The following is a 2,627-nucleotide window of genomic DNA, read 5'->3' on the forward strand; positions in this document are numbered from 1 at the left end:
GGTCCACCGAGGGCCTGCCGGTCACCGAGGTGCTGGCCCGGCTGCGCGGCGCGACCCCCGGCGAGGAGCCGCAGAACGCCGGCAGCGCGGTGCGGATCGGTCTGGAGCGCGACGGGCGGCGTTGGAGCGAGACCCTGCGCCGGGCGCTGCTCCCCACCGATTCGGTGACCGTGCGGCGGACCGCCGGCGGGGCGACGCTGATCAAGGTGAGCGCCTTCACCAAGGGCGCCGGCGACCAGGTCCGCGCCGCGGCCTCCGAGGCCCCGGACGACGGCATACTGCTGGACCTGCGGGGCAACTCCGGGGGGCTGGTCACCGAGGCCGTCGACGCCGCCTCCGCCTTCCTCGACGGCGGACTGGTCGCCACCTACGACCTGCGCGGCGAGCAGCGGGCGCTGCACGCCGAGCGGGGCCGCAGCACCTCGGGCCCGCTGGTGGTGCTGGTCGACTCCGGCACCATGAGCGCGGCGGAGCTGGTCACCGGGGCGCTCCAGGACCGCGGGCGCGCGGTGGTCGTCGGCTCCCGCACCTTCGGCAAGGGTGCCGTGCAGATGCCGACCGAGCTGCCGGGCGGTTCGGTCGCCGAGCTGACCGTGGGGCACTACCGCACGCCGTCCGGCCGGGGCGTGGACGGGGAGGGCATCGTGCCCGACCTGGTGGCCGGGCAGAACGCCGAGGAGCGGGCCGAGCGGGTATTGACTGGCCTCGGGGGCCCCTCCTAGTGCCAAAATGGGCGGCACTATGGCCAAGGAAAAAGGGCGCAAGCTCATCGCGCAGAACAAGAAGGCGCGGCACGACTATCTCGTCATCGACACCTACGAGGCGGGCCTGGTCCTGACCGGCACCGAGGTGAAGTCGCTCCGCCAGGGGCGGGCGTCGCTGGCCGACGGGTTCGTCCAGCTCGACGGCGGCGAGGCGTGGCTGCACAACGTGCACGTGCCCGAGTACAGCCAGGGCACCTGGACCAACCACTCGGCGCGCCGCAAGCGCAAGCTGCTGCTGCACCGGGAGGAGATCGACAAGCTCGCCTCGAAGTCGCAGGAGACCGGCCACACCATCGTGCCGCTCGCGCTGTACTTCAAGGACGGCCGGGCCAAGGTCGAGATCGCGCTGGCGAAGGGCAAGAAGGAGTACGACAAGCGCCAGACGCTGCGGGAGAAGCAGGACCGCCGCGAGACGGAGCGGGCGATCTCGGCGGTGCGGCGCAAGCAGCGGGCGTGACGCCGGTCTCCTCCGTCCCGGGTGCCGCGCGGGAACAAGGTGGCATCCTGCGCCGTTGCTCAGTACGATGGCACTTGCCTCCCCTGGTCGGGGGGCAAGGTTTGAAAAATCAACATGGGGATGATCGGTTTCGACAGCGGCTGTCGAAGCAGGGGAAGCGTGTCGAGGAAGCGGCCATGATCTCGTAAACCACAGGCCGAAAAAAATAATCGCCAATTCCAAGCGCGATCTCTCCCAGAGCCAGCTCGCTCTCGCTGCCTGATCCAGGTAGCGTGACGCAGCTCTCTACTTAAGGGAGTGTCAGCCCGGGGGTGTTCCCGACCCGGATCCTGGCATCAACTAGGGAACTAAACCTTGATCCCGGTCACGGGGTGAAGAGGGAAATCACACAGTGACTGAGCCCGTCGGAGACTTGTCCGCGTGATCTCCGGGGCTGAGAAAAGCACAGCGGACTGCACACGGAGAAGCCCTGGTTCCGCACCGTTGGACGCGGGTTCGATTCCCGCCATCTCCACCAACCCCATGAGCGAGGCCCTCGACCGGACAGGTCGGGGGCTTTCGTGCGTTCCGGCGCGTGCGCGGAGGAGGAACGGCGGACGGTGTGCCGAAGGGCGGTGGCTCCGACGTGGTGTCGGGGGCCACCGCCCTTCGGTCCGGCCGGCCGGCCCGGGACTCACCGCTGGGGGTCCGCGTTGAACTTGGCGGTGGACCAGAAGTAGCCGAGGACGGCGAGGCCGGCGCACCAGGCGAGGGCGAGCCAGCCGTGGTGGCCGATCCCGGTGCCGAGGAGGAGCCCGCGCAGGGTCTCGATGGCGGGGGTGAAGGGCTGGTACTCGGCGATCGGCCGGAACCAGCCCGGCATGGTCTCGACCGGGACGAAGGCGCTGGACAGGAGCGGGAGCAGGATCAGCGGCATCGCGGTGTTGCTGGCGGCCTCGGCGTTGGGGCTGATGAGGCCCATGCCGACGGCGATCCAGGTGAGAGCGGTGGCGAAGAGGACGAGCAGGCCGAGGGCGGCGAGCCATTCCAGGACGGTGGCGTCGGTCGACCGGAACCCGATGGCGACGGCGACCGCGCCGACCAGGACGACGCTCGCCACGGACTGCAGCACGCTGCCGATGACGTGCCCGACGATCACCGACCCGCGGTGGATGGCCATGGTGCGGAACCGGGCGATGATCCCCTCCGACATGTCGGTGGCGACGGAGACGGCGGTGCCGATGGTGGTCGAGCCGATGGTCATCAGGAGCAGACCCGGGACGATGTAGGCAATGTACGCCGCCCGGCCGCCGTCGCCGCCCACGCCGGCGCTCATGGTCTCGCCGAAGATGTAGACGAAGAGCAGGAGCAGCATGATCGGGGTCAGCAGCAGGTTGAGGGTGAGCGACGGGTAGCGGCGGGCGTGC

Annotated in this window: 3 protein-coding genes and 1 other RNA gene; 3 read left to right on the plus strand and 1 reads right to left on the minus strand. The window is 70.0% G+C overall.

Going from position 1 to position 2,627, the window contains the following annotated elements:
- The 3 genes from HW445_RS25990 to ssrA all read left to right on the plus strand — a co-directional run.
- On the plus strand, positions 1 to 722 hold a 722-nt coding region (locus HW445_RS25990; RefSeq protein ID WP_257231294.1), incomplete at its 5' end, for a S41 family peptidase.
- A 19-nt stretch (positions 723 to 741) separates the two neighbouring features.
- The gene (smpB, locus tag HW445_RS25995) at positions 742 to 1,221 is read left to right on the plus strand and encodes an SsrA-binding protein SmpB (RefSeq protein WP_151775146.1); all 480 of its coding nucleotides are present in this window, start codon (positions 742 to 744) and stop codon (positions 1,219 to 1,221) included.
- Positions 1,222 to 1,337: 116 nt separating this feature from the next.
- Positions 1,338 to 1,738, plus strand: a transfer-messenger RNA (tmRNA) gene (ssrA, locus tag HW445_RS26000).
- A gap of 156 nt (positions 1,739 to 1,894) precedes the next feature.
- On the opposite strand, the gene HW445_RS26005 is transcribed toward ssrA, so the two are convergent.
- Positions 1,895 to 2,627: ABC transporter permease (locus tag HW445_RS26005; protein WP_180223327.1), on the minus strand; the 733-nt coding region annotated here is incomplete at its 5' end.

The sequence above is a fragment of the Streptomyces sp. UH6 genome (assembly GCF_013421635.1).
GTDB lineage: Bacteria > Actinomycetota > Actinomycetes > Streptomycetales > Streptomycetaceae > Streptomyces > Streptomyces abyssomicinicus.

Coding starts and splice junctions, on each gene's coding strand:
- smpB (WP_151775146.1), top strand. CDS start 742: ATGGCCAAGGAAAAAGGGCGCAAGCTCATCGCGCAGAACAAGAAGGCG.